Origin of the sequence: Burkholderia aenigmatica, assembly GCF_048627025.1 — a bacterium.
Lineage (GTDB): Bacteria > Pseudomonadota > Gammaproteobacteria > Burkholderiales > Burkholderiaceae > Burkholderia > Burkholderia aenigmatica.
On sequence record NZ_CP184468.1, the window covers coordinates 1,406,036 to 1,430,421 of the forward strand.

At 66.7% G+C, this 24,386-nt stretch carries 22 protein-coding genes; 16 read left to right on the forward strand and 6 right to left on the reverse strand.

The window, feature by feature from the left end; translation table 11 throughout:
* The first annotated feature begins 78 nt into the window (after positions 1-78).
* The gene (locus ACN8ZM_RS06640) at positions 79-723 is read left to right on the forward strand and encodes a phosphoribosyltransferase (RefSeq protein ID WP_043182252.1); all 645 of its coding nucleotides are present in this window, start codon (positions 79-81) and stop codon (positions 721-723) included.
* A gap of 7 nt (positions 724-730) precedes the next feature.
* On the opposite strand, the gene ACN8ZM_RS06645 is transcribed toward ACN8ZM_RS06640, so the two are convergent.
* Positions 731-1,948, reverse strand: coding sequence for a polyhydroxyalkanoate depolymerase (locus tag ACN8ZM_RS06645; protein WP_205822308.1), 1,218 nt, complete (start codon positions 1,946-1,948; stop codon positions 731-733).
* A gap of 171 nt (positions 1,949-2,119) precedes the next feature.
* On the opposite strand from ACN8ZM_RS06645, the gene ACN8ZM_RS06650 reads away from it, so the two are divergent.
* Positions 2,120-2,749 (forward strand): glutathione S-transferase family protein, encoded by a 630-nt coding sequence (locus ACN8ZM_RS06650; RefSeq protein ID WP_420210815.1) that lies wholly within the window; start codon positions 2,120-2,122, stop codon positions 2,747-2,749.
* 172 nt (positions 2,750-2,921) lie between these two features.
* Entirely contained in the window at positions 2,922-3,128 is a 207-nt protein-coding gene (locus tag ACN8ZM_RS06655) for a hypothetical protein (RefSeq protein WP_174915255.1), read from the forward strand.
* A 109-nt stretch (positions 3,129-3,237) separates the two neighbouring features.
* Here ACN8ZM_RS06655 and proP read toward each other — a convergent pair whose 3' ends face one another.
* Positions 3,238-4,725, reverse strand: coding sequence for a glycine betaine/L-proline transporter ProP (proP, locus tag ACN8ZM_RS06660; protein ID WP_043182259.1), 1,488 nt, complete (start codon positions 4,723-4,725; stop codon positions 3,238-3,240).
* Between the two features lie 539 nt (positions 4,726-5,264).
* On the opposite strand from proP, the gene ACN8ZM_RS06665 reads away from it, so the two are divergent.
* Positions 5,265-5,597: a YnfA family protein gene (locus ACN8ZM_RS06665; protein ID WP_089450241.1), complete on the forward strand. Its 333-nt coding sequence runs from the start codon at positions 5,265-5,267 to the stop codon at positions 5,595-5,597.
* Between the two features lie 27 nt (positions 5,598-5,624).
* Here ACN8ZM_RS06665 and dnaQ read toward each other — a convergent pair whose 3' ends face one another.
* From dnaQ to ACN8ZM_RS06680, 3 genes are read right to left on the reverse strand one after another with little or no spacing between them, the layout of a single operon-like run.
* The gene (dnaQ, locus tag ACN8ZM_RS06670; RefSeq protein ID WP_043182263.1) at positions 5,625-6,359 is read right to left on the reverse strand and encodes a DNA polymerase III subunit epsilon; all 735 of its coding nucleotides are present in this window, start codon (positions 6,357-6,359) and stop codon (positions 5,625-5,627) included.
* A gap of 37 nt (positions 6,360-6,396) precedes the next feature.
* Complete coding sequence (gene rnhA, locus ACN8ZM_RS06675; protein ID WP_039347704.1) at positions 6,397-6,840, reverse strand: ribonuclease HI; 444 nt, start codon at positions 6,838-6,840, stop codon at positions 6,397-6,399.
* On the reverse strand, positions 6,837-7,649 hold the full coding sequence (locus ACN8ZM_RS06680) for a class I SAM-dependent methyltransferase (protein ID WP_043182267.1): 813 nt from the start codon (positions 7,647-7,649) through the stop codon (positions 6,837-6,839). The genes rnhA and ACN8ZM_RS06680 overlap by 4 nt, the downstream gene beginning before the upstream one ends.
* 18 nt (positions 7,650-7,667) lie before the next feature.
* Here ACN8ZM_RS06680 and gloB point away from each other — a divergent pair, with 18 nt between their 5' ends.
* The 8 genes from gloB (at position 7,668) to ACN8ZM_RS06720 (ending at position 18,140) form a co-directional block, all read left to right on the forward strand.
* Positions 7,668-8,474, forward strand: coding sequence for a hydroxyacylglutathione hydrolase (gloB, locus tag ACN8ZM_RS06685; RefSeq protein ID WP_205822306.1), 807 nt, complete (start codon positions 7,668-7,670; stop codon positions 8,472-8,474).
* 151 nt (positions 8,475-8,625) lie between these two features.
* Complete coding sequence (locus ACN8ZM_RS06690) at positions 8,626-10,185, forward strand: transglycosylase SLT domain-containing protein (RefSeq protein ID WP_043182269.1); 1,560 nt, start codon at positions 8,626-8,628, stop codon at positions 10,183-10,185.
* Positions 10,186-10,342: 157 nt separating this feature from the next.
* The gene (locus tag ACN8ZM_RS06695; protein WP_205822305.1) at positions 10,343-11,560 is read left to right on the forward strand and encodes an MFS transporter; all 1,218 of its coding nucleotides are present in this window, start codon (positions 10,343-10,345) and stop codon (positions 11,558-11,560) included.
* A gap of 365 nt (positions 11,561-11,925) precedes the next feature.
* Positions 11,926-13,071, forward strand: coding sequence for a glutamine-hydrolyzing carbamoyl-phosphate synthase small subunit (gene carA, locus ACN8ZM_RS06700; RefSeq protein ID WP_043182271.1), 1,146 nt, complete (start codon positions 11,926-11,928; stop codon positions 13,069-13,071).
* A gap of 37 nt (positions 13,072-13,108) precedes the next feature.
* Positions 13,109-13,768, forward strand: a complete 660-nt coding sequence (gene leuE / locus ACN8ZM_RS06705) for a leucine efflux protein LeuE (protein WP_089450244.1) — start codon at positions 13,109-13,111, stop codon at positions 13,766-13,768.
* Between the two features lie 49 nt (positions 13,769-13,817).
* Complete coding sequence (carB, locus tag ACN8ZM_RS06710) at positions 13,818-17,072, forward strand: carbamoyl-phosphate synthase large subunit (protein WP_043182275.1); 3,255 nt, start codon at positions 13,818-13,820, stop codon at positions 17,070-17,072.
* A 118-nt stretch (positions 17,073-17,190) separates the two neighbouring features.
* Positions 17,191-17,667 carry a transcription elongation factor GreA gene (gene greA / locus ACN8ZM_RS06715; protein WP_043182276.1) on the forward strand — a complete coding sequence of 159 codons (477 nt, stop codon included), beginning with the start codon at positions 17,191-17,193 and terminating at the stop codon, positions 17,665-17,667.
* 14 nt (positions 17,668-17,681) lie between these two features.
* Positions 17,682-18,140 (forward strand): DUF4149 domain-containing protein, encoded by a 459-nt coding sequence (locus tag ACN8ZM_RS06720; protein WP_021163361.1) that lies wholly within the window; start codon positions 17,682-17,684, stop codon positions 18,138-18,140.
* Positions 18,141-18,218: 78 nt separating this feature from the next.
* On the opposite strand, the gene ACN8ZM_RS06725 is transcribed toward ACN8ZM_RS06720, so the two are convergent.
* Complete coding sequence (locus ACN8ZM_RS06725) at positions 18,219-18,746, reverse strand: YhbY family RNA-binding protein (protein ID WP_420210816.1); 528 nt, start codon at positions 18,744-18,746, stop codon at positions 18,219-18,221.
* A 193-nt stretch (positions 18,747-18,939) separates the two neighbouring features.
* Between ACN8ZM_RS06725 and ACN8ZM_RS06730 the strand changes: the two genes are divergently transcribed.
* From ACN8ZM_RS06730 to glmM, 4 genes are all read left to right on the forward strand, one after another.
* Complete coding sequence (locus tag ACN8ZM_RS06730) at positions 18,940-19,602, forward strand: RlmE family RNA methyltransferase (RefSeq protein ID WP_043182280.1); 663 nt, start codon at positions 18,940-18,942, stop codon at positions 19,600-19,602.
* A 166-nt stretch (positions 19,603-19,768) separates the two neighbouring features.
* Positions 19,769-21,667: an ATP-dependent zinc metalloprotease FtsH gene (gene ftsH, locus ACN8ZM_RS06735; RefSeq protein WP_043182282.1), complete on the forward strand. Its 1,899-nt coding sequence runs from the start codon at positions 19,769-19,771 to the stop codon at positions 21,665-21,667.
* Positions 21,668-21,703: 36 nt separating this feature from the next.
* Entirely contained in the window at positions 21,704-22,645 is a 942-nt protein-coding gene (gene folP / locus ACN8ZM_RS06740) for a dihydropteroate synthase (protein ID WP_420210817.1), read from the forward strand.
* A gap of 27 nt (positions 22,646-22,672) precedes the next feature.
* Positions 22,673-24,028: a phosphoglucosamine mutase gene (glmM, locus tag ACN8ZM_RS06745; RefSeq protein WP_420210818.1), complete on the forward strand. Its 1,356-nt coding sequence runs from the start codon at positions 22,673-22,675 to the stop codon at positions 24,026-24,028.
* Positions 24,029-24,386 lie beyond the last annotated feature (358 nt).

The following is a 24,386-nucleotide window of genomic DNA, read 5'->3' on the forward strand; positions in this document are numbered from 1 at the left end:
GCGCGGCCGATGAACCATGCTCGTTGACAGGCGCCGACGCGGGTTTCGCGCATCCGGCGCAACGGCAGGGAGCCGATCGTGTTCGAGTGTTTTGCCGATCGCGCCGACGCGGGCTGCCAGCTGGCCGGCGCATTGCGCGATTACGCGGGCCGTGGCGATGTCGTCGTGCTTGCATTGCCGCGCGGCGGCGTGCCCGTCGCGTATCCGGTCGCGTGCGCGCTGCATGCGCCGCTCGACGTGCTGGTCGTGCGCAAGCTCGGCGTGCCGTACGATCCCGAGCTCGCGATGGGCGCGATCGCGACGGGCGGTGCGATTCATCTGCAGCGTTCGGTGCTCCGCTCGATGAACGTGTCCGGCGAGCAGCTCGCCGATGTGATCGCGCGCGAGACGGCCGAACTGCATCGGCGCGAAGCGCTGTATCGCGGTGCCGCGGCGCCGCTGCCGGTCGAAGGGCGCATCGCGATCGTCATCGACGATGGCGTCGCGACCGGCGCGTCGATGCGGGTCGCGCTGCAGGCGTTGCGCGAGCGTCATCCGGCGCGGATCATCGCGGCTGCCCCGGTCGCGCCGGCGGGTACGCGGCATGCGTTCGACGATCTGGCCGACGCGTTCGTCACGGTGACGCTGCCGCTGCCGTTCTTCGGGATCAGCCAGTTCTACGCGCGCTTCGAGCAGACGAGCGACGACGAGGTACGCGCATTGCTCGACGCGGCCCGGCTCTGACGCGGTATCACGTCCGCCTGAGGCGGCGTGGGCGAGGGCGGCGGGTTTCGGCCCACGCGAACACGCGCTGCAGCATCGGATGGACGTCCCCGTGCCAGCGCGCTCCCGTAAACAACCCGTAGTGATCGCAGTCGTCGATGTCGATGCGGTAGCGCTCGTCGTCGGCGAGGCCGCTGCACAGGTCGAGCGCCGCATGCGTCTGGCCGGCGCCCGTGACCTTGTCGCATGCGCCTTCGACGGTCAGCAGCGCGATGCCGCGCAGCGCGGCCGGCTCGACGCGCTGGCCGCCCACGTCCCACGTGCCGAGCGCGAGGCTCATGCGCTGGAACACGATGTCGACCGTATCGAGGAAATACTCGGCCGGCATGTCGAGCAGCGCCGTGTATTCGAGCAGCGCCCGCCGGGCACCGGCGAGCCCGGTCATGTCGAAGCGCGACGCGGCCAGCGCGTAGGCCTCGATCAGCGTCAGGAAGCGCTGCGGGTACACGAGCGCGATCTCGCCCTGCTGCAGATAGGTCGGAAATACGCGGCGGCCGTGCCCTGCGAAGCCGGGCGGCACGATGTCGATCAGGTGGCGGTGGCACCAGTCGAGCGAGTGGGCGGCGGCGGCGGTGCCGAGCGCACTCGGATTCCGGCGTGCGTCGAGCGGGCCGCCGATCAGCGTGACGCTCGCGGGCGGTGCGAGGCCGCGAGCGGCGCGCAGGGCGAGCGCGCCGAGCACCGGCACGGTCGCCTGGCACACGGCGACGACATGCAGCGGCCGGTCGTCGTGCGCGAGCCCGTCGACGAAGCCGTCGAGCATCGCGACGTACTCGTCGAGCCCGAAGCGGCCCGATGCGAGCGGCACGTCGCGTGCATTGCGCCAGTCGGTCACGCAGACGTCGCCGTCCGCGAGCAGCGTCTCGACGGTTTCCCGCATCATCACGGCCGCGTGCCCGGCGAGCGGCGCGCACAGCAGCACCGTGCGTCGCGGATCGGCGCGCGTGAAGCGCCGCAGGTCGCAGAACGGCGTGCGCGCGACGACGTGCTCACCGACGGACGGCCAGTCGATGTCGAAGCGCGGGGGGCCGTCCGGCGGCCCGAGCAGCGGCTCGAACAGGTCGTCGTAGCACGACGACGCGGCATGCGGCAGCGTGGCCGCGGGCCACGCGTCGAACGCGTGCCGCGTCGCCGCGCGCCAGGCGCGCATCCATTCCCGCTGCTGCTCGACGAGGGCATACCACATGGCGAACCTTGGGGTGGAGGGGCATGAACTTGCATTATGGTCACTGTGGCCGGACAGCGTGAGCCCGGCGCGCGGCTGGCTGATGCGCATCAAGTGCAGGGGCGCGCTAGGCGAAGCCACACGACGCTGCTACAGTCGTCGATCCCATTCCCCTCAAGCGGAGCGTTTGCGATGAAGCTGATCGGCATGCTGGATTCCCCGTTCGTGCGTCGTGTCGCCATTTCGGCGAAGTTGCTCGACCTCCCGTTCGAACACGAGTCGATCTCGGTGTTCCGTCATTTCGAGCAGTTCCGGGCGATCAACCCGGTCGTCAAGGCGCCGACGCTCGTGACCGGCGACGGTGCGACGCTGATCGACTCGTCGCTGATCGTCGACTATCTCGATCACCTGGTCGCGCCGGAGCGGCGCCTGCTGCCCGACGCCGCCGATGCACGGCTGCGCGCGCTCGTGCCGGTCGGTTTCGCGCTGGCGGCGGCCGAGAAGACCGTGCAGGTGGTCTACGAGCAGGCGCTGCGTCCGGCCGACAAGCAGCACGCGCCGTGGCTCGAGCGCGTGCTGAGCCAGATCGAGGGCGCGTACAGCGCACTGGAACCGCTCGCCGCGGCCGCGAACGGCTGGTTCGGTGGCGCGCGCCTGCTGCAGTCCGACGTGACGGTCGCGGTGGCATGGCGCTTCACGCAGTTCATGGCGGCCGACTACCCGGTGCTTACGCGGATCGATCCGGCCCGTTATCCGGCACTGGCCGCGCATTCGGCGCGGGCGGAAGCGCTGCCGGCGTTCGTCGAAACACCGCTCGTCTAGGCGTCAGGCGGGGCGGCAGACCGCCGCGCGCCGCGCCCGGTCGTCCGCCCGGCCTTGTCCGGCAAGCGTTTGCCGATTGTTCGCGGCGGCCGACAAGTGCCTTCGCATTCGTGCTGTTTATCCGGAAGCGGCCGATCCCTAGAATCCACTCCATCGAATCACGCCTTGCCTGATGGAGCCGATGATGAAAGCCCTGATCGAATCGAGCCTGTACCACCCGTCCCTCGTGTTGCCGCTTGCCGCGCTGACGCAGTTGATGGTCGAGCGCGATTTCAATCTCAGTCAGGTCGGGCTGATCGTCGCGGCGCGCGGCGCGCAGGCAGCCGTGTCGCGTTCACGCGCACTGATTTTCTGCCGCCACTGCGAAGCGCAGGCATGATGGCGCGCGCAGCGCACAGATGAAAAAAAGCCCGGCCGGCGCAAGCCGGTCGGGCGGATCGGGTTCGATCGGGCCCCGGCTTCGGCCGGGGCTTTTTCATGGGCGACGTTCAGGCGCGTGCCGGCGACACGACACCGTACATGTCCGATTCGTCGTCCTCGCGCATCTGGCGCACGAGCTGGTGGGCTTCGCGGCGCGTCGCGACGGCCGGCGGCGAGCCCTTCAGCGGCTGGCGTGCGGTTTCGGCGAGCGCGACGACCGATACGATGCCGATCACGGCGGCGCCCATCATGTAGTACGCGGGCATCATCAGGTTGTGCGTGACCTCGACGAGCCACGCGGTGACGAGCGGGGTCGTGCCGCCGAACAGCGACACCGACACGTTGAAGCCGATCGCGAGCGCGCCGTAGCGGATCTCGGTCGGGAACAGCGCCGGCAGCGCCGACGGCATCACGCCAGTAAAGCACGACAGCAGCACGCCGAGGATCAGCAGGCCGCCGAACACCGACGCGGTGGTGCCCGCATGGATCAGCATCATCGACGGGATCGACAGCGCGAGCAGCCCGACACAGCCGGCGAGCATCACGGGCTTGCGGCCGATCCGGTCGGACAGGCGGCCGGCGGCGAGCGTCAGCGGCATCATCAGCACCATCACGATCAGCACGAGCACGAGGCTGTGCGATTCGTCGAAGTGCAGCGTCGACGACATGAAGCTCGGCAGGTACGACAGCACCATGTAGTCGGTCACGTTGAAGATCAGCACGAGGCCGACGCACAGCAGCAGGGCACGCCAGTTGCGCATCAGCGTGTCGCGGAAGCGCGCCTTCGGCACGGCCTTGTCCTGCGCTTCGCGCTCTTCGGCCTGGCGCTTGAACGCGGGCGTTTCCTCGAGCTTCATCCGGATGTAGAGACCGATCAGGCCGAGCGGGCCGGCGATCAGGAACGGCACGCGCCAGCCCCACGACAGCAGCGCTTCCTGCGACAGCGACGCGGTGAGCAGCGCGACGACGCCGGCCCCCATCACGTAACCGATCAGCGTACCGAACTCGAGGAAGCTGCCCATGAAGCCGCGGCGCTTGTCGGTCGAGAATTCGGCGATGAAGGTGGCCGCGCCGCCGTATTCGCCGCCGGTCGAGAAGCCCTGCACGAGACGCGCGACGAGCAACAGCACGGGCGCCATGATGCCGATCGACGCGTAGCTGGGGATCAGGCCGATCGCAAAGGTGCCGACGGCCATCATGATCATCGTGGCGGCGAGCACGCGCTGGCGGCCGATGCGGTCGCCGAGCGGGCCGAACACCATGCCGCCGAGCGGGCGCACGAGGAACGCGGCCGCGAACGTGCCGAAGGTCGCGAGCAGCTGCGCGGACGGGCTGCTGGACGGGAAGAACACCTTGCCGAGCGTGACGGCGATGTAGCTGTAGACGCCGAAGTCGAACCATTCCATCGCATTGCCGATGGCCATCGCGCTGACGGCGCGCTTGAGGAGGCTCTGGTCGACGACGGTTATGTCGTCCGCGACGAGCGGCGCTTCGCCGGACGACGAAGCGGAGGAAGAAGCAGCGGTCGGGCTGACGTGTGTTGCGGTCAAGGTCATGCACTCCTTTGACTGCGCCGAACGGGCGGGCCGTCCGACACGGTTTGCCGGCGAGCGCGGTGTCGTGTGCTGCGCGTCGGGGCAAACCTTTAAGCACTTACTGCACAACAGGCGGTAAAGGGCTGTAAGGGGCTGCTTCGACGCGGGCCCGATGGGCCGTCGCGACAGTGCGCTCATGAAGAATGGGCCGCGTGATGCTGGCGGCAGATGCCGGTGCGGACGATGTCCGGCGTTCCGGCAAGCGCCCCGAAGGGGCAACGAAACGAGAAAAGCGGGCCTGTCGGGCGGGCTTTCCTGTGGATGCAATTTCGGTCGAAGGGCCGGCCCGCAACACGCGGACGGACTTCTCTCGAAATCGAATAGACAGAGATTGAATGTTGAAACAGGCGACATGATAGCACGATGACGGATGATCGTGCAAATTGCCGGGAAACGCCCGTCTGGCGGGGGATCCGGCTGGGGCGGCTCGGGTATGATCGGCGGCGCGCGGCGGGGCCGTGCAGCCCCTGGTGACGGGGGCCGAATTCACGAGGAACCGGATGACCGAACTGATGAGGATCGCGGCGCTGTTCGCCGCCACCGCGCTGGCCGAAATCGTCGGCTGTTACCTGCCATGGCTCGTGCTGAAGGCGGGCCGACCGGTGTGGCTGCTGGTGCCGGCCGCGCTGTCGCTCGCGCTGTTCGCGTGGCTGCTGACGCTGCACCCGAGTGCGGCGGGGCGTACCTATGCCGCGTACGGCGGCGTGTATATCGCGGTGGCGCTGGTCTGGCTGCGGGTGGTCGACGGCGTCGCGCTGACCCGCTGGGACGTGGCCGGCGCGGCGCTCGCGCTCGGCGGCATGGCGGTCATCGCGCTGCAGCCGCGCGCGTGAGCGCGGCCGCGGCGCGTGCCGTGTGGGTCAGGCCGTTTCGGCGGCGCCCGCGTCGGCGGACTTGCGCCATATGCAGGTACCCTTGACCGACTTGTCGAGTTCGTCGAGTTGTGTCTGGTGCGCGGCGAGCTCGTCGTCGCTGGCCGCCACCACCGGCAGGTCGAGCGACGCCAGCGCGACACGCTGACCGTTGCCGGCGCCGCCGTGGGCCGCTTCGTCGTCGAGCATGTCGATCACGAGGCTGTCCTGGCCGCGCGTCATCGCGAGGTACACCTCGGCGAGCAGCTCCGAGTCGAGCAGTGCGCCGTGCAGCGTACGGTGCGCATTGCTGATGCCGAAGCGGTCGCACAGCGCGTCGAGCGAGTTGCGCTTGCCAGGGAACATCTGCTTGGCCTGCACCAGCGTGTCGATCACGCCGCCGCACTGCTCGGTGAACGGCGGCAGGTCGAGCCGCGCGAATTCGGCGTCGAGAAAGCCAAGGTCGAACGGCGCGTTGTGGATGATCAGCTCGGCGTCCTTCACGAAGTCGCGGATCTGGTCGGCGACTTCCGCGAATTTCGGCTTGTCGCTGAGGAATTCGGTCGTGAGCCCGTGCACCGCCAGCGCGCCCGGATCGCTGTCGCGCTCGGGGTTCACGTAGAAGTGCAGGTTGTTGCCGGTGAGCCGCCGGTTCAGCAGCTCGACGCAGCCGATTTCGATGAGGCGGTCGCCCGTGCGGGCGTTCAGGCCGGTGGTTTCGGTATCGAGAATGATCTGGCGCATGTCGGGAAAAACGTAAAAAACAGGGGGCGGCCTGCGTTCAGGCCGTGAGCGATTCGACGCCGCGATTCGCGAGCGCATCCGCGCGCTCGTTTTCGGGATGGCCCGCGTGGCCCTTGACCCAGCGCCACTCGACCTCGTGCTGCGCGACGAGCGCGTCGAGCCGCTTCCACAGGTCGGCGTTCTTCACGGGCGTCTTCGCCGCGGTGACCCAGCCTTTCTTCTTCCAGCCGTGGATCCACTCGCTGATGCCTTTCTGCACGTATTGCGAATCGGTATGCACGATCACCTGGCATGGCCGCTTCAGCGCTTCGAGCGCGGCGATCACGCCCATCAGCTCCATGCGGTTGTTGGTCGTGTTCGGCTCGCCGCCGAACAGCTCCTTCTCCTTGTCGCCGTAGCGCATCAGTGCGCCCCAGCCGCCGGGGCCGGGGTTGCCCTTGCAGGCGCCGTCGGTATAGATGTCGATGGTATCGGTAGTCATGAATGTTCTTGATGAGTGGTCGGGGAGGCCGCCGGCGTCAGGCCCGGTGCGAGCACGGGCTTCTTCATCCGGATCTGGCCGACGAGGCGCATGCCGCGCACGCGCTTGACGGCCGTCACCATGTAGACGGCGCCGAAGATCGGCCACCAGCGGTCGCCGGCGGCTTCCATGAAGCCGTAGCGGGCCAGCCACTTGTCGGTGACGAGCGGCGGCCGGTAGCAGCCGAAGCGGCCGCGTTCGAGATCGAAGCCGAGCAGCTTGATCCAGTCCTTGAGCCGGATGAATGCGATCTGGTCGCGCGTGGCCGGCACGAACGGACGGTTCGCCATGCGCCCGAACGATTGCCGCATGCCCCACAGGCTGAGCGAATTGAACCCGGTGATCACGAGCTGGCCTTCCGGCATCAGCACGCGCTCGGCCTCGCGCAGCAGGCGGTGCGGGTCGGACGTGAATTCCAGCGTGTGCGGCATCACGATCAGGTCGACGCTCTGCGACTCGAACGGCAGGTCGAGCAGGTCGCACCAGGTCGTGCTGCGGTCGGCGGGCGCGTGCTCGGGCGCATGCGCTTCGCGCGCCCACGGATACTGGTACGGCGCGCTCGCGCCGCTCGCCGGATCGAGCACGAGGCCGCGATACGGCATGCGGTTCTCGCGCAGCGCGTCGAGCTGCGGCAGGCCGAGCTGCAGCGCGTGGAACCCGAACACGTCGGACACGATCCGGTCGAGCTGCGCCTGCTCCCAGTCCAGCACGTAGCGGCCGGGCGGTGAGTCGGTCCAGGCGGGCCAGTCTATAATTTGACGGTCAGACATAACGATGATTGCGCGCCCATGAACGAGCTGGAATACGTGCCGGTTCCGGCATTCGATGACAACTATATCTGGCTCGTCTCGGACGGCCGCGATGCGATCGCCGTCGATCCGGGTGAAGCCGCGCCGGTGCGCCGGGTTCTTGCCGAACGAGGCTGGCGGTTGACCGCTATTTTACTCACGCACCACCACGCCGACCACGTCGGCGGTGTCGCGGCGCTGCGCGATAGCCAACCGGACGATGTGCCGCTGCCCGTTTACGGCCCGGCCGCCGAGGCGATCGGCGTGGTCACGCAGCCGCTCGAAGGCGGCGCGCGCGTGACGCTCGACGCGCCCGCCGCGACGTTCGACGTGCTCGACGTGCCGGGCCATACGCGCGGCCACATCGCGTATTTTCAGGCGGCCGGGCAGGGCAACGCGGCGCCGCACGTGTTCTGCGGCGACACGCTGTTTTCCTGCGGCTGCGGCCGTCTGTTCGAAGGCACGCCCGCGCAGATGCTCGCGTCGCTCGACGCGCTCGCGGCACTGCCGGGCGACACGCACGTGCATTGCGCACACGAATACACGCTGTCGAACATCCGCTTCGCGCTCGCATGCGAACCCGGCAATGCGGCGCTCGCCGCGTGGCGCGACGACGCGCAGGCGCGGCGTGCGCGCGGCGTGCCGACCCTGCCCACTACGATCGCGCATGAGCGTGCCGTTAACCCGTTCATGCGTGCGGACAGCGATGCGATCCGCGCGACGCTCGAGACCGAACTGCACGAAACGGTGCCGGATCGTCTGACGGCGTTCACGCTGATGCGCGAGTGGAAAAACCGGTTCCGATGACGATTTTCGGAGGACTCCAAAGCTCAAGCGGTATCTGTAAAAATTGCTCCAAATGTAGGATTTCGCTGAGTTTTCGGTGTTTTTATTGACGTGAAGCACGCACTTCCGTAGTATCGCCTGCAATTTCCAGCCGTCGGAAGCAGAGATTTTCATGCGACTTATATTGAGTGCGATGGTGGTTCTGCTGCTCGCCGCTTGTGCGAGCCAGGCCCCTGTCGCCAACAACGCCGCCGATTCGCAGGCGACGTCCAACTACCTCCGTAAATCAGCCACCGCCAAAGAAACTGTCGACGTCGACAAGCAATCCGTCGGCGACCTGACCAGTGCAGACTCCGATCTCTGGGGTCGCATCCGCCGCGGTTTCCAGATGCCCGACCTGCAGACCGACCTCGTCGACATGCAGACCACGTGGTACACGCAGCGCCCGGATTACGTGCAGCGCATGACCGAGCGCTCGCAGAAGTACCTGTACCACATCGTCGAGGAGCTCGAGGCGCGTCACATGCCGACCGAGCTCGCGCTGCTGCCGTTCATCGAGTCCGCGTACAACCCGCAGGCGCTATCGGTCGCGAAGGCGGCCGGCATGTGGCAGTTCATGCCCGGCACGGGCCGTACGTACAACCTGAAGCGCAACATGTGGCAGGACGAGCGCCGCGACGTGCTCGCGTCGACGAGCGCCGCGCTCGACTACCTGTCGCGCCTGCATGACATGTTCGGCGACTGGTATCTCGCGCTGGCCGCGTACAACTGGGGCGAGGGCAACGTGCAGCGCGCGATCGCGCGCAACCAGGCGGCCGGCCTGCCGACCGACTACCTGAGCCTGCGGATGCCGAACGAGACGCGCAACTACGTGCCGAAGCTGCAGGCGGTGAAGAACATCATCGCGAATCCGCAGCAGTATGGCCTGACGCTGCCGGAGATCCCGAACCACCCGTATTTCGTGACGGTCACGACGTCGCGTGACATCGACGTGGCGGTGGCCGCGAAGCTCGCGAACCTGTCGCTCGACGAATTCCGCTCGCTGAACCCGTCGTTCTCGAAGCCGGTGATCCTCGGCGCGACCGAGCCGCAGATCCTGCTGCCGTTCGACAACGCGTCGGCGTTCGAGAAGAACCTGAAGGCCTACAACGGTCAGCTTTCGTCGTGGACCACCTATACGGTCAGCGAACGTGCGCGTCCGGCCGCGATCGCCGAGAAGATCGGTGTGGACGCCGATACGCTGATGTCGATCAACAAGATCCCGGCCGGCATGCGCCTGAAGCCGGGCTCGACGATCGTCGTGCCGCGCGGCGATGACGACGACGAAGACATCAGCGCCGACGTCGCCGAAAACGGCGCGCTCGCGATGGAGCCCGACGTACCCGATACGCGCAAGATGCTGATCCGCGTGCGCCGCAAGCAGTCGATGGCAGCGATCGCCGGCCGCTACGGCGTGTCGGTCGGTCAGCTCAAGGCGTGGAACCGCACGCACCGCGATCTCGTGATGCCGGGCCAGGCGCTCGTGCTGCACGTGCCGGTCGGCCGTTCGGTGCCGGCGGAACCCGGCCCGGAGCGGATCGCGACGTCGGCCGCCGGTGCGCACATCGAGCGCGCGAGCCTGGCGGTAGGCGGCAAGTCGCACGGCGCGAAGCGCGGCGCGGCGAAGCCGGCGGCCAAATCGGCGAAGGCGGCCCCGGCCAAGGCCGCTGCGCACAAGGGCAAGAAGAAGTAACGCAGCCTCGAACGCATCGTGCGGCCGGCCCGGTTCGCGCGATTGCGCTATCATCCGACGAAATGCGACGAAACGCCGTCACCGAGGTGACGGCGTTTTTGTTTGTGCGCGGCGCGGGGGCGCTGCTTCGAATGTCTTCATATAACGAGGGGAAGCGATGTCGTCGGTGCAGGTGAGGGTGCTCGCGCTGTTTTCGGTCGGGTATTTCGTGTCGTATGTGTTTCGCGGCGTCAATCTGGGCTTCGCGCCGTTCGTGACGCACGAGCTCGGGTTGTCGGCCGCCGATCTCGGGCTGCTCACCAGTCTCTATTTTCTCGGCTTCGCAGGCGCGCAGATCCCGGCCGGCGTGATGCTCGACCACTTCGGCTCGCGCCGCGTGACGGCCGGCATGCTGTTGTTCGCGGCCGCTGGCGCGGCCGTGTTCGGCGCCGCGCACAACCTCGGCACGATGATGGCCGGCCGGCTGCTGATCGGCGTCGGCGTATCGGTGTGTCTCGGCGCGGCATTCAAGGCGCTCGCGCAGCATTTCCCGGTCGGCCGGCTGCCGCTCGTCAACGGCCTCGTGATGGCCGTTGGCGGCCTCGGCGGCGTGATGGTCGGCTCGCCGCTGACCTGGCTGCTCGGCTGGACGAGCTGGCGCGCGATCTGTTTCGGTCTCGCGGTGCTGACGGTGATCGTCGCAGCATCGATCGGCCTGGGCGCGCCGGAAGCGAAGCAGGTGCGCCATCAGGGCGGGCTCGTGAGCCAGTTCAAGGGCACGTGGCATATCCTGAGCAGCCGCGCGTTCTGGAAGATCTCGTCGTTCTCCGTCGTCACGCAGGGCGTGTTCTACGCGATGCAGTCGCTGTGGGTCGGGCCGTACCTGCGCGATGTCGCGGGGTTCGATGCGCCGCATGCCGCGCGCCTCGTGTCGGTGCTCGGCTTCGCGATGATGGCCGGCTGCGTCGGCTTCGGCGCCGCGGCGCGGGTGCTCGAGCGGCGCGGCGTGTCCGTGTACGCGTTCTGCGGCGTCGGCATGGCGCTGTTCGTCGCGACGCAGGCCGCGATCGTCGCGGGCGTGCCGTTGCCGCCGGCCGTGCTGTGGGCGGCATACGGAATGTTCGGCGGTGTCGGCATCCTGACCTACGCGGTGATGGCCGGGCATTTCCCCGCTCATCTGATCGGCCGCGCGAACACGACGCTCACGCTCGTGATCTTCCTGCTGATCTTTGCGTTCCAGATCGGCGTCGGCGCGGTGCTGTCGCACTGGCCTGCGGTGGACGGCCGCTATCCGGCCGCCGCGCACTTCACCGCGTGGGGCGTGCTGCTCGCGCTGCAGCTCGCGAGCGCGGTCTGGTACGTCTGGCCCGCGCGCGGCGCTGGCCAAGCACACTGATCCGGCGGTACGCTGACGGGTAGGGCGGCCGCGGAAACGGGGCCGCAGCGCGTTGCGCCGCGCCGCCGGGCATGGCGGGCGCACGATCGGACGGCCAAATCGATTGAAGATAGGGCCATTTTCAGGCTATAATTTGAAAGTTTGTGCTGATCAACCTCGCACCCTAGCGCCTACCTCATTCATCCCGTTCATCCGCCGCACGCCGCCAGCCGGGCGATGCCGCGAAGCCTCGTGCGCCATGCGCCGGGTTCGCGTCTCGACAAAGCAGGCCGCGTCCAGCAAGCGACCGCGCGCGCCCACGCAGCGCGGCGCTCGCGCGGCAGGGTAAACAGGTCGGCAGCAGGGTGTTCCCCAAGGAGCCTCCCGTGTTGCCGTCTTTTACTCCCGCCTTGCTTGCACTCGCCGACGGCACGGTCTTTCGTGGTTATTCGATCGGGGCCGAAGGCCACACGATCGGCGAAGTCGTGTTCAATACCGCGATCACCGGCTATCAGGAAATCCTGACTGATCCGAGCTACTCGCGCCAGATCGTCACGCTCACCTACCCGCATATCGGCAACGTCGGCGTCAACGCCGAAGACGTCGAAGCCACGAAAGTCCATGCCGCCGGCCTGATCATCCGTGATCTGCCCGCGCTCGCATCGAACTTCCGCATGGACCGCACGCTCGGCGACTACCTGCGCGACGAAGGCGTCGTCGCGATCGCCGGCATCGATACCCGCAAGCTGACCCGCATCCTGCGCGACAAGGGCGCGCAGAACGGCTGCATCCTGACGGGCTCGGACGACGAAGCGAAGGCGATCGAGCTCGCGCGTTCGTTCCCGGGTCTCGCAGGCATGGATCTCGCGAAGGTCGTGTCGACCACCAAGCCGTTCGAGTGGAAGCAGACCGAGTGGAAGCTCGGCAGCGGCTACGGGATGCAGGAAGCGCCGAAGTACCGCGTCGTCGCGTACGATTTCGGCGTCAAGTACAACATCCTGCGCATGCTCGCGGAACGCGGCTGCCACGTGACGGTGCTGCCGGCACAGGCGAGCGCGGAAGATGCGCTCGCGCTGAATCCGGACGGCATCTTCCTGTCGAACGGCCCTGGCGATCCGGAGCCGTGCGACTACGCGATCGCGGCCACGAAGCAGTTCATCGAGCGTGGCGTGCCGACCTTCGGCATCTGCCTCGGTCACCAGATCATGGGCCTCGCGGTCGGCGCGAAGACGCTGAAGATGAAGACGGGCCACCACGGCGCGAACCACCCGGTGAAGGATCTCGGCGACGGTCGCGTGGTGATCACGTCGCAGAACCACGGCTTCGCGGTCGATGCGGATTCGCTGCCGGCCAACGCGCGTGTGACGCACGTGTCGCTGTTCGACGGCACGCTGCAGGGCTTCGAGCTGACCGACAAGCCGGCATTCTGCTTCCAGGGCCACCCGGAAGCGTCGCCCGGCCCGCACGACATCGGCTACCTGTTCGACCGTTTCACCGCGCTGATGGACGCGGCGAAGCAGCGCAACGCTTAACGTCACCGACGCAACTGAAGGACGGGAGATTCACATCATGTTCGGCCACGCACTCGGCATCACGGATATCTGGACCTACGTGTTCGGCGTGATCTTCATCATCCTGCTGCCGGGGCCGAACTCGATGTACGTGCTGTCGCTCGCGGCGCAGCGCGGCGTGAAGGCCGGCTATCGCGCGGCGTGCGGCGTGTTCGTCGGCGACACGGTGCTGATGGTGCTGTCCGCCGCCGGCGTCGCGTCGCTGCTGAAGGCGAACCCGCTGCTGTTCTCCGTCGTCAAGTACGGCGGCGCCGCGTATCTGCTCTACATCGGCACCGGCATGCTGCGCAGCGCGTGGCGGAAGCTGCGCGCGCCGGCGAATGCGCCGGCCGATGCACCGCCCGCGGTGGACGGCGAGCGGCCGTTCCGCAAGGCGCTGATCGTGAGCCTGCTGAATCCGAAGGCGATCCTGTTCTTCATCTCGTTCTTCATCCAGTTCGTCGACCCGGCATTCCCGCATCCTGCGCTGTCGTTCGTCGTGCTCGGGGCGATCGCGCAATGCGCGAGCTTCCTGTACCTGAGCACGCTGATCTTCGCGGGTGCGCGGCTCGCCGAGCACTTCCGCCGCCGCCGCAAGCTTGCAGCAGGCGCGGCGAGCAGCGTGGGCGGCCTGTTCATCGGTTTCTCGGTGAAGCTTGCGCTGGCCACGATGAGCTGAGCGCAGCCGGCCGACCCACGACAACGATTACTTATTGAATTCACCAGCCATGCCAAAACGCACAGACATCAAGAGCATCCTCATCATCGGCGCCGGCCCGATCATCATCGGCCAGGCGTGCGAGTTCGACTATTCGGGCGCGCAGGCTTGCAAGGCGTTGCGTGAGGAGGGCTACAAGGTCGTTCTCGTCAACAGCAACCCGGCGACGATCATGACCGACCCGAACACGGCCGACGTGACCTACATCGAGCCGATCACGTGGGAAGTCGTCGCGCGCATCATCGAGAAGGAGCGCCCGGACGCGATCCTGCCGACGATGGGCGGCCAGACCGCGCTGAACTGCGCGCTCGACCTGCACCACCACGGCGTGCTCGAGAAGTTCGGCGTCGAACTGATCGGTGCGTCGCCGGAAGCGATCGACAAGGCGGAAGACCGCCAGAAGTTCAAGGACGCGATGACCAAGATCGGTCTCGGTTCCGCGAAGTCGGGCGTCGCGCACTCGATGGAAGAGGCGACCCAGGTGCACGCCGAGATCATGGCGCTCACCGGCGGCAGCGGCTACCCGGTCGTGATCCGTCCGTCGTTCACGCTCGGCGGCTCGGGTGGCGGCATTGCATACAACCGCGAAGAGTTCGAAGAGATCTGCAGGCGCGGCCTGGATCTGTCGCCCACGCGCGAGCTGCTGATCGAAGAGTCGCTGCTCGGCTGGAAGGAATACGAGATGGAAGTCGTGCGCGACCGCGCCGACAACTGCATCATCGTCTGCTCGATCGAGAACCTCGACCCGATGGGCGTGCACACCGGCGACTCGATCACGGTCGCGCCGGCGCAGACGCTCACCGACAAGGAATACCAGATCCTGCGTAACGCATCGCTCGCGGTGCTGCGCGAGATCGGCGTCGACACGGGCGGTTCGAACGTGCAGTTCTCGATCAACCCGAAGGACGGCCGCATGGTCGTCATCGAAATGAACCCGCGCGTGTCGCGTTCGTCGGCGCTCGCATCGAAGGCCACCGGCTTCCCGATCGCGAAGGTCGCGGCGAAGCTGGCCGTCGGCTACACGCTCGACGAGCTGAAGAACGAAATCACCGGCGGCCAGACGCCGGCATCGTTCGAGCCGACGATCGACTACGTCGTCACGAAGATCCCGCGCTTCGCGTTCGAGAAATTCCGCGAAGCCGATTCGCGCCTGACCACGCAGATGAAGTCGGTCGGCGAAGTGATGGCGATCGGCCGCACGTTCCAGGAATCGTTCCAGAAGGCGCTGCGCGGCCTCGAAGTCGGTGTCGACGGTCTCGACGAGAAGTCGACCAACCGCGACGAGATCGCGATCGAGATCCACGAGCCGGGCCCGGACCGTATCTGGTACGTCGGCGATGCGTTCCGTATCGGCATGACGGCCGAGGAAATCTTCGCGGAAACCGCGATCGATCCGTGGTTCCTCGAGCAGATCGAGCAGATCGTCCTGAAGGAAAAGGCGCTCGGCGGCCGCACGCTCGCGTCGCTGACGTTCGACGAGCTGCGCTACCTGAAGCAGAGCGGCTTCTCCGACCGCCGTCTCGCGAAGCTGCTCGGCGCGACGCCGGAAGACGTCCGCAAGCGCCGCGTCGAACTGAACGTGCGCCCGGTCTACAAGCGCGTCGACACCTGCGCGGCCGAGTTCGCGACGAAAACCGCGTACATGTACTCGACCTACGAGGACGAGTGCGAGGCGCAGCCGACCACCAACAAGAAGATCATGGTGCTGGGCGGCGGCCCGAACCGGATCGGCCAGGGCATCGAGTTCGACTACTGCTGCGTGCACGCGGCGCTCGCGATGCGCGAGGACGGTTACGAAACGATCATGGTCAACTGCAACCCGGAAACGGTGTCGACCGACTATGACACGTCCGACCGCCTGTACTTCGAGCCGCTGACGCTGGAAGACGTGCTCGAGATCGTCGACAAGGAAAAGCCGGTCGGCGTGATCGTCCAGTACGGCGGCCAGACGCCGCTGAAGCTCGCACTCGACCTCGAGGCGCACGGTGTGCCGATCGTCGGCACGTCGCCGGACATGATCGACGCGGCCGAAGACCGCGAACGCTTCCAGAAGCTGCTGCAGGACCTCGGCCTGCGCCAGCCGCCGAACCGCACCGCACGCGCCGAAGACGAAGCGCTCGCGCTCGCGGAAGAGATCGGCTATCCGCTGGTCGTGCGCCCGTCGTACGTGCTGGGTGGCCGCGCGATGGAAATCGTCCACGAGCCGCGCGACCTCGAGCGCTACATGCGCGAGGCCGTGAAGGTGTCGAACGATTCGCCGGTGCTGCTCGACCGCTTCCTGAACGACGCGATCGAGTGCGACGTCGACTGCATCTGCGACGGCGAAGCCGTGTTCATCGGCGGCGTGATGGAGCACATCGAGCAGGCGGGCGTCCACTCGGGCGACTCGGCATGCTCGCTGCCGCCGTACTCGCTGTCGAAGGAAACCGTGGCCGAGCTGAAGCGCCAGACGGGCGCGATGGCGAAGGCGCTGAACGTGGTCGGCCTGATGAACGTGCAGTTCGCGATCCAGCAGGTGCCGCAGGCAGACGGTTCGAAGCAGGACATCATCTACGTGCTGGAAGTGAACCCGCGCGCATCGCGCACGGTGCCGTACGTGTCGAAGGCAACCAGCCTGCCGCTCGCGAAGATCGCGGCGCGCGCGATGGTCGGCCAGAAGCTCGCGCAGCAGGGCGTGACGAAGGAAGTCGAGCCGCCGTACTTCAGCGTGAAGGAAGCGGTGTTCCCGTTCGTGAAGTTCCCGACCGTCGATCCGGTCCTCGGGCCTGAAATGCGTTCGACCGGCGAAGTGATGGGTGTCGGCCAGACGTTCGGCGAAGCGCTGTTCAAGTCGCAGCTCGCGGCCGGTTCGCGCCTGCCGGAGTCGGGCACGGTGCTGTTGACCGTCATGGACGCCGACAAGCCGAAGGCGGTCGAAGTCGCGCGCATGCTGCACGACCTCGGCTACCCGATCGTCGCAACCAAGGGCACGGCTGCCGCGATCGAAGCGGCCGGCGTGCCGGTGAAGGTCGTGAACAAGGTGAAGGACGGCCGTCCGCACATCGTCGACATGATCAAGAACGGCGAGATCGCACTCGTGTTCACGACGGTCGATGAAACGCGCCAGGCGATTGCCGATTCGCGTTCGATCCGCATGAGCGCGCAGGCGCACAAGGTCACGTACTACACGACGATGTCGGGCGCGCGCGCGGCGGTTGAAGGCTTGCGCTACCTGAAGGATCTGGAAGTCTATGATTTACAAGGTCTTCACGCTCGCCTAAACTAAGCAGTCAGTTACCTGTCGAAGCAACACGTGCCGCGATTAGGCGGTGTTTCCAGTGCATCGGAAACGCGCTTAATCGCGGTGATTTTTTTTATAGCCGTTTTTAGCGATTGAGCCGTTTATGAGCACCATTCCGTTGACAAAGCGTGGCGCAGTGCAACTGCGCGATGAATTGCAGCGCCTCAAGTCGGTCGAGCGGCCGGCCGTGATCAACGCGATCGCGGAGGCCCGCGCACAGGGCGACCTGTCCGAAAACGCCGAATACGATGCCGCGAAGGAAAAGCAGGGCTTCATCGAGGGTCGTATCGCGGAACTCGAATCGAAGCTGTCGGCCGCACAGGTCATCGATCCCGCCGGGCTCGACGCCGACGGTCGAGTGGTCTTTGCCGCAACGGTCGAACTCGAGGATCTCGAGTCGGGCGACACCGTCAAGTACCAGATCGTCGGCGACGACGAAGCCGATATCGATCACGGCCTGATCTCGGTCAGCTCGCCGATCGCACGCGCGCTGATCGGCAAGTCCGAAGGCGACGTCGCGGCCGTGCAGGCACCGAGCGGCGTGCGCGAGTACGAAATCATCTCGGTCAGCTACATCTGAAGCGGGGCGACGTGATGCCGCATCGCGTGTTCCGTTTGCTGTCGGCCGTGTGGGTCGGCAGTCTGCTGACGATCGGGTATGCGGTCGCGCCCGTGCTGTTCAAGACGCTGGAGCGGATGACGGCCGGTTCGGTCGCCGCCCAGCTGTTCCGTATCGAGGCGATCCTCGGTGTCGTGTGCGGCGTGCTGCTGCTCGCCTTGTCGAACCAGCAGGTGCGACGCGGCAGCAGCGAATATCGCCGCGTGCGCTGGGTCGTCGCCGCGATGGTCGTATGTGTGCTGGTCGGGTATTTTGCGCTGCAGCCGTTCATGAACGCGCTGCGGGTGGCCGCGATGGATGCGGGCACCGATATCGCGAACTCGCCGTATGCGAGCCGTTTCGGGATGCTGCACGGCGTCTCGAGCGTGTTCTATCTCGTCGAGAGCGTGCTGGGGCTGATGCTGATCTGGCGTCTGCCGGCGCGCGACGCCTGACGCGAGTGCCGCGCAGGCCCGGTCGATGCCGGGCCCGCGGGCAGGGCGGTGGCACGGGTAGCCGTGCCGCCTCGATGCTTACTTGTCCTGGAACGGACGCTTCGTGCTGGCCTGGCGCTTCTTGGCGCGCTTCACGTTACCGCCTGCCGTCACGCGCTCGTTGCCGCGCACGACGACCTTCGTCGGCTTCGGGCGACGCACGGGGCTTGCGTTCGGCGACACCTTGACGACCTTGACGGTGCGCGGTGCACGGCCTTTCTTGTCGTCGACGGCTTCGGCCGCGCTCGGCAGCGTGCCGGCACGACGGCCACGGGCCGGGGCCGCTACGGCGGCTTCGGGCTTCCAGATCACCAGCAGCTTGCCGATGTGCTGGATCGGCGCCGCGCTCAGGCGATCACAGATCTCGTCGTAGATCGCGATACGCTCGTCGCGCTCGTCGCCGAACACGCGGATCTTGATCAGCTGGTGCGCGTCGAGGTGCACCTTGATTTCTTTCAGCACGGCGTCGGTCAGCCCTTCGGCGCCGATCAGCACGACGGGCTTGAGCGCATGGGCCTGGGAGCGCAGCGCGGAGCGCTCGGCGGGAGAAAGCGAAAGGGCGGGCATGGAAATGTCGAAATCTAAATAAGGGCGCGCTGACTGAATAGCGATCGCGGGAAGTTACCGCGTCAGCCGTGCGCCGAAACCACGTAAAATCGCGGCATGGGCCCGAAAAGGGGCCGCAGCCGCGCGAAGAAGACGCGTATTATCCGCTAAAAGCGCGGCTTCACGAAGCAATTGGCAGCAATCTCTCTCTCGAATGGCAAAAAACCGCTTCAACCAGCACTGGCTGCACGACCACATCAACGACCCCTACGTCAAAATGGCGCAGCGGGAGGGCTATCGCGCGCGCGCCGCGTACAAGCTGAAGGAAATCGACGAGCAGGACAAGCTGATCCGTCCGGGCCAGGTGATCGTCGACCTCGGCGCGACGCCGGGCAGCTGGAGCCAGTATGCCCGCAACAAGCTCGCGCAGGGCAAGAAGCGTGACGCGGAACGCGAAGGCGGCATCGACGGCACGATCGTGGCGCTCGACATCCTGCCGATGGAGCCGATCGCCGACGTCCACTTCCTGCAGGGCGACTTCCGCGAGGACGAAGTCCTTCACCAGCTCGAGGAAGTGCTCGAAGGGCGCGACGTAGACCTTGTTATTTCCGACATGGCCCCCAACCTCTCTGGCGTGGCCTCGGCGGACGCGGCGCGCATCGAGCATCTGTGCGATCTGGCGCTCGAATTCGCGCAGAATCATCTGAAGCCGGACGGTGCGCTGCTCGTGAAATGCTTTCACGGCAGCGGCTACAGCCAGATCGTCGAGAAATTCAAACAGCAGTTTAAGACCGTCGCGCCGCGCAAGCCGAAGGCGTCCCGCGACAAATCGTCCGAAACGTTCATTTTGGGTCGGCATCTGAAACGTCCGCGCTGATGCGCAGCGGGGTGCCGCAAACGGGCTCCGGCCCTTGCCAGACAAGCGAAGCGCTATCGCGGCGGTTGTCAATGCTTATGGCGAGGGTGGTCGGACTGGATTAGAATGACCGAGGGGCGCCGCAAGGAAAATGTAGGCGCTCGTCTACGAGTGAAGGAGTGGTGCTTTGAACAACAATATGTTTTCGAAGGCAGCGGTGTGGCTGGTGATCGCACTGGTGCTGTTTACGGTGTTCAAGCAGTTCGACAAGCCCCGCGTCCAGGAAGGCGTGTCCTATTCGCAGTTCATGGACGACGCCAAGAACGGCAAGGTCAAGAACGTCATCGTTCAGGGGCGCAACCTCACCGTCACTCCGGCTGATGGCCAGAAATACCAGATCGTGTCGCCCGGCGACATCTGGATGGTTGGCGATCTGATGAAGTACGGCGTGCAGGTCAGCGGCAAGGCCGATGACGAGCCGAACGCGCTGATGTCCGCGCTGTACTACCTCGGGCCGACGATCCTGATCATCGTGTTCTGGTTCTACATGATGCGGCAGATGCAGGGAGGCGGCAAAGGCGGCGCATTCTCGTTCGGCAAGTCGCGAGCGCGGCTGATCGACGAGAACAACAACGCGGTGAACTTCTCCGACGTCGCGGGCTGCGACGAAGCGAAGGAAGAAGTGTCCGAGCTCGTCGACTTCCTGCGCGATCCGCAGAAATTCCAGAAGCTGGGCGGTCGCATTCCGCGCGGCGTGCTGCTCGTCGGCCCTCCGGGTACCGGCAAGACGCTGCTGGCCCGCGCGATCGCGGGTGAAGCGAAGGTGCCGTTCTTCAGCATCTCCGGTTCGGACTTCGTCGAAATGTTCGTCGGTGTCGGCGCGGCTCGTGTGCGCGACATGTTCGAACAGGCGAAGAAGCATGCACCGTGCATCGTGTTCATCGATGAAATCGACGCGGTTGGTCGCCATCGCGGCGCCGGCATGGGCGGCGGTAACGACGAACGCGAACAGACGCTGAACCAGATGCTCGTCGAGATGGACGGCTTCGAGGCGAACTCGGGCGTGATCGTGATCGCCGCAACCAACCGTTCCGACGTGCTCGACAAGGCGCTGCTGCGTCCGGGCCGTTTCGACCGTCAGGTCTACGTCGGTCTGCCGGACATCCGTGGCCGCGAACAGATCATGCGCGTGCACCTGCGCAAGGTACCGATCGCGAACGACGTCGATGCGGCAGTCATCGCGCGCGGCACGCCGGGCTTCTCGGGCGCCGATCTCGCGAACCTCGTGAACGAGGCCGCACTGTTCGCCGCACGCCGTGGCAAGCGCATCGTCGAGATGCAGGATTTCGAAGACGCGAAGGACAAGATCTTCATGGGTCCGGAGCGCAAGTCGGCCGTGATTCGCGAGGAAGCGAAGCGTGCGACCGCTTATCACGAGTCGGGCCACGCGGTGATCGCGAAGCTGCTGCCGAAGGCCGACCCGGTGCACAAGGTCACGATCATCCCGCGCGGTCGCGCGCTGGGTGTCACGTGGCAGCTGCCGGAGCATGACAACGAAACGTACTCGAAGGACTACCTGATGGACCGCCTCGCGATCCTGTTCGGTGGCCGGGTGGCGGAAGAGTTGTTCATGAACCTCGTCAGCACCGGCGCATCGGACGACTTCAACAAGGCAACGCAGACGGCACGCGCGATGGTGGCCCGTTTCGGCATGACCGACGCCCTCGGGCCGATGGTCTACGTCGACGACGAGAACGATGCATCGCCGTTCGGCCGTGGCTTCACGCGCACGATCTCGGAAGCGACGCAGCAGAAGGTCGATTCGGAAATCCGTCGCGTGCTCGACGAGCAGTACGGCCTTGCGCGCCGCCTGCTGGATGAGAACCGCGACAAGGTCGAAGCGATGACCGCTGCGCTGATGGAGTGGGAGACGATCGATGCCGATCAGATCAACGACATCATGGAGGGCCGTCCGCCGCGCTCCCCGAAGAGCTCGCCGGCTGTCGGCGGCGATTCGTCGGGCGGTGGCAGCAGCGCCGAGGTGAAGCCCGGCAACGCGCCGGCACCTGCTTCGCCGGCGGCATAATCTCCGCTTTAGCGCTTTAGCGCCGTTCACGGGCTGGTGTGGCTTCACACCGGCCCGTTTTGCATTCAATCACGCCAGTTGCTCGTGTCCGATTCCGCTGTTTCCCCGCTCGCTCCCGCGCCACTCCAGTGCGGCCGCTTCGAACTGACGTTCGAACGCCCGCTCGTGATGGGCATCCTCAACGCCACGCCCGATTCGTTCTCCGACGGCGGCCGCTTCCTCGCGCGCGACGATGCGCTGCGCCAGGCCGAGCGGATGATTGCCGAAGGCGTCGACCTCCTCGATATCGGCGGCGAATCGACGCGCCCCGGCGCGCCGCCCGTGCCGCTCGACGAGGAACTCGCGCGCGTGATCCCGCTCGTCGAAGCGCTGCGGCCGCTGAACGTGCCGCTGTCGATCGATACCTACAAGCCGGCCGTGATGCGCGCGGCGCTCGCCGCCGGCGCCGACCTGATCAACGACATCTGGGGGTTCCGCCAGCCGGGTGCGATCGACGCGGTGCGCGAGGGCAACTGCGGGTTGTGTGCGATGCATATGCTGGGCGAGCCACAGACGATGCAGGTCGGTGAACCCGATTACGGCGACGTCGTGACCGACGTGCGCGATTTTCTCGCCGCGCGCGCGCAGGCGCTGCGCGACGCGGGGATTGCGCCGGAGCGGATCTGCGTCGATCCCGGGTTCGGGTTCGGCAAGGCGGTCGTCGACGACAACTATGCGCTGCTGGCCGCGTTGCCGGACACGGCGCCCGCGCGGCCCGACGGGCGCGCGTATCCGATCCTAGCGGGCATGTCGCGCAAGTCGATGCTCGGCGCGGTGATCGGCGGCAAGCCGCCGATGGAGCGCGTCGCGGCGAGCGTGGCGGCTGCATTGTGCGCGGTCGAGCGCGGGGCGGCGATCGTGCGCGTGCACGACGTCGCGGCGACGGTCGATGCGCTGAAAATCTGGAATACCGTGCGCGAAGCCGCACGGCAACGATAAGTCAGAAAACGAAGGAGGAAGGACCCCATGGGACGTCGATATTTCGGCACGGACGGCATTCGCGGCACGGTGGGCGACGCACCCATCACACCGGATTTCGTGTTGCGTCTCGGCTACGCGGCCGGCAAGGTACTGGCCAGCTCGGCCGAGGTCGCGGCAGGCTCGCGCCCGACCGTGCTGATCGGCAAGGACACGCGCGTGTCGGGCTACATGCTCGAAGCCGCGCTCGAGGCCGGGTTCTCGGCGGCGGGCGTCGACGTGATGCTGGCCGGCCCGATGCCGACGCCGGGCGTCGCGTACCTGACGCGCGCGCTGCGCTTGTCCGCGGGCGTCGTGATCAGCGCATCGCACAACCCGTATCACGACAACGGGATCAAGTTTTTCTCCGCCGACGGCAACAAGCTGCCGGACGACACCGAAGCCGCGATCGAAGCGTGGCTCGACAAGCCGCTCGAATGCGCGTCGTCCGACGGTCTCGGCAAGGCGCGTCGCCTTGACGATGCGGCCGGCCGCTACATCGAGTTCTGCAAGAGCACGTTCCCGGCCGCGTTCAACCTGCGCGGGCTGAAGCTCGTGATCGACTGCGCGCACGGTGCCGCGTACCAGATCGCGCCGCACGTGTTCCACGAACTCGGCGCGGACGTGATCCCGATCGGCGTCGCGCCGAACGGCTTCAACATCAACGACGGTGTCGGTGCGACCGCGCCGGACGCGCTGGTGCGCGCGGTGCGTGCGAACCACGCCGATCTCGGCATTGCGCTCGACGGCGATGCGGATCGCCTGCAGGTCGTCGACGCGACCGGCCGCCTGTACAACGGCGACGAGCTGCTCTACGTGCTGGTGAAGGACCGGATCGCGACCGACGGCAAGGTCGAAGGTGCGGTCGGCACGCTGATGACGAACCTCGCCGTCGAAGTCGCGCTGCAGCGCGAGGGCGTGAAGTTCGTCCGTGCGGCGGTCGGCGATCGCTACGTGCTCGAACAGTTGCGCGAGCATGGCTGGCAACTCGGTGCGGAAGGTTCGGGCCACATCCTGTCGCTCGACCGGCACTCGACCGGCGACGGCATCGTGTCGGCGCTGCTCGTGCTGGCCGCGCTCAAGCGCAGCGGCGAGACGCTCGCGCAGATGCTCGACGGCGTCACGCTGTTCCCGCAGAAGCTGATCAACGTGCGGATGAAGCCGGGCGCTGACTGGAAGGGCAGCGCGTCGATTCGCACCGCGATCGATGCAGCCGAAGCGGCGCTGGCCGGCAGCGGCCGCGTGCTGATCCGTGCATCGGGCACGGAGCCCGTGCTGCGCGTGATGGTCGAAGCGCAGCAGGCGGCCGATGCGGTTCGTCATGCGGAGGCGATTGCCGACGCGGTGCGCGCTGCGACAACCTGACGCACCGGCCCGGCGCGGGGGCGGTCAAGCGCCCGCGCGCCGGCAGACCGCGAACCAGTATGCGGCGCCTTCGGGGCGCCGCGATTTCTTCAGACGCAAAGGTTTGCGATACCTATAAGAAGGGGGCGTCGACCATCGCATGCCGCGGTCGAAAGATCGTCGGACCCCTGGTATCGGGCGAGCCATGGGCGGAGGCTTTCCGTCCCGCCGATGCTGCGCTACCATCCGCTCGCACCCATGCGAAACGGGTTGTCATCCCGTCCCTTCCAGGCCGGCAATTCTTGCCGCCAGCGCCGCTCCGGCGCCGTCCGGGCGCCGCGCGCGCCGCACCTGCTACTCCCTTTCAACCAGTCATGTT